This is a genomic window from Pseudomonas sp. 05T35, from assembly GCF_056396605.1.
In genome coordinates, this window is record NZ_JBFTLU010000533.1 from 1 (window position 1) to 2,696 (window position 2,696).

The 2,696-nt window shown below is 50.6% G+C and carries 1 protein-coding gene and 1 pseudogene; both read right to left on the reverse strand.

Going from position 1 to position 2,696, the window contains the following annotated elements:
- Nucleotides 1-430: 430 nt before the first annotated feature.
- Nucleotides 431-1,390, reverse strand: a pseudogene (locus AC1DH9_RS26695) (RHS repeat-associated core domain-containing protein); the annotation flags it as partial.
- Nucleotides 1,391-1,553: 163 nt separating this feature from the next.
- Nucleotides 1,554-2,564 carry a hypothetical protein gene (locus AC1DH9_RS26700; protein WP_427547423.1) on the reverse strand — a complete coding sequence of 337 codons (1,011 nt, stop codon included), beginning with the start codon at nt 2,562-2,564 and terminating at the stop codon, nt 1,554-1,556.
- Nucleotides 2,565-2,696 lie beyond the last annotated feature (132 nt).

Sequence of the window (2,696 nt, forward strand, 5' to 3'; positions counted from 1 at the left end):
AAGACAATATAAACTCTGCCGACATTATGGTTACCTTCTAACTTCCGTGAGGTCTGCCCGAAACCGTTGGGTAATCTGGCGGGTTTTTCATTCCGATGTGCGCTTCCGAGGAATGAGTGCTGACGGCTGTTTTTCCGTCATTAGCTAATTCAGTGGTGCCTGGGTTTCCATGTCTACCTAATGATTTGTGACTGTGAGCATTGTTCGATCCTTTGAACGGTGTGGGGTTCGTATTCCCATAAGCATGAATCTGGACTTCTGAACCATCAGAGTGTACCCAACGCTGGTTCCTGGTATTTGCTGGATTCGTTCTGGTATAGCCGTTTTGCCGGAGGATTTTCTCCACCTGTTGCACGGATTTCCCTTTCAGCGACGGAAGTTTGGAGACATTAGGTTTATTCGCAAATTTGCCCTTGGCATCGATCCATCTCCCTTTTGAGTTCTGCCTGGTGGCTGGACCACAGGCTAGCCCCAACGGGTCTATCCAAGTAAAGGGGTTAGGTGCGTAAACATAGAGATTAAATCCCCCCGCCAACCCAATCGGATCCGGCGTCGTAAACCTCCCCACATCCGGATCATAGAACCGGAACGTATTGAAATGCAGCCCCGTCTCCCGGTCCAGGTACTGCCCCTGAAACCTCAGGTTCTGCTCTTCRATGTAGTACGGCTCGCGCACCTCTTCTARCGTGTTGCCCCACACCCGATAAGTCGCCTGCCAGACGTTGTGGCCGTCYGCTTCGGTGAGCTGTTCCGGCAGGCCGTTGAGGTCGTTGTGGTAGTARCGGATTTTTTGCAGCGGGCCGGTGCCGTCGACGCGGGCCAGGGGKTSGTARCCTTCGTCTTCGTAGAGGTARAGGCTGGTCTGCTGATGGCGATGTTCCTGCAACAGGCGCAGGCCRTCCCAGGTGAAGCGGGTTTCGCCGAGTGGGTAGCCGTGGGTGTCGTGCTCGGTTTTTTCGATGCGTCGGCCCAGCGGGTCGTAGGTCATCCTGACCACGCTGCCGTTTTCGTTGCGCACTTCAATCAACCGGCTTTCGGCGTCGTAGGCGAAGCGTTGCAGGCCCCGTTTAGCGCTGCGCTTTTCGATCAGCCGGCCAAAGGCGTCGTAGCGGTAACGCTTGTCCTGATAGGTCAGCAGTTTGTTGTGCACCACCAGCCCGGCACCGGGTTGCGGGGCGTCCAGCAGGTTGGCGGCGGCGTCGTAGGCGAAGGTTTCGCGCTGGCCGTGCGGGCTGTCCTGGCTGGCGATGATGCGGCCGGTGGCGTCGTAGTGCAGCACTTCGCGGTGCAGGCGGTCGCGTTCGAAGTCGCTGATGACCTGGCCGTCGAGGTTGATCTGGTGCAGGTGGCCGCTGCCGTAGTACAGGCGATTGAGCCAGCGCCCAGCCGGGCGGCCCAAAGCGCGTCAGACATGCGGGTTATTTATCCGACGCAAGCGTCTGGCCGCCGCGCAATCGTTGCGCTTGTTGCGCAATTGTATGCCTTCCATTGCACCTTGCTCTTTGTCGGTTACGGCATGCGCATCAGCGCGGTTCTCTCGTTTGTGAGAGCATCTATAGGCTGTACAAAATATTGTAGAACGAGGTCGAATTGTCTTTTATCAAAGAAAGGTCCTGGGCTATGGATGTTTTTTCGAATGACGATTTATTTATTGCCATTCGACGAGTAATTATTGCTTCCAGAAGTTTTCTGAACAGCACCTCATCATTGATGTATTTTTTCAGCTTTAGAATTTCGTGAGGTCTGTTTTTCAGAATATAAAAGGAATAGTTCATTAAAATAATATTGGAGACAAACAGGTTTTCCGTTGATTGAAGGGGGTTGATCGTATCGATCAAAATATGAAATATCTGTCTCTTGTTTTTAGCGTATGCCTGCAAAAATACATCGGGATACATGAATTCGCTATGACGATCATTTAGCCTGAAACGGTAATTTGTGTCGTCGGGTTCGGTCAGTAATGTGGCGAGGCTTGTTTGATAATTTTTTAACGTGCTCAGCAGTACATGTTCTTTTCTGCTATCAAATTTGATCGCTTTGTAAACCAGGTCGATGACATCCAAAAAAGCTACGGGCCCCCGGGTGTCGGTAGCCATTACCAGATGATTATCCTTGATGCTGAACCGACGATACGCTTCGTCGTCAATACTCAATTCGAAAAGCAGGAACCTGAGCATATAGTTCCTGAGTTGGGCATCCGCGTCGAGAGAACTGTTCTTCAAACTGATTAACTGAGTCAGAAAAAAGAAAATAAAATAGTCTTTATTGGTTCGTTGACGGTTGTCGATTTCAAGCAGATAGCCAAAGCGGGACAGGACCAAGAGAAGGGCATAGCAGTCCGGCTCCGTGAAACCGTTTTTTGACATGGATTTTTCGAAGGCGCTTATGGAAAACAAATCGTGCCAGCGGCTGATGTAGAAGGTCGAACCGTTGTGTTTTCTAGCGGCGACAGACAGCAGTGAAGGCTCGTCTTCTTGGTAAAAAACAGCGCCCAGTTCTTTCGGATATGGACGGATGTTCAGGAAATTCTCAAGCTTGTATGAAAGGAGTTCGAATATATTCATGTTGGTTTTTGCCTGTTATTCCTCCAGATCTACTACCAGTTTGAGGGCGCTCCATCCTCATCATCAATTGCAATTTCGGTATGAGACCTGATCCAATCGAAAAAAGCAGACAGGTCATTTTCGATGCTGGAA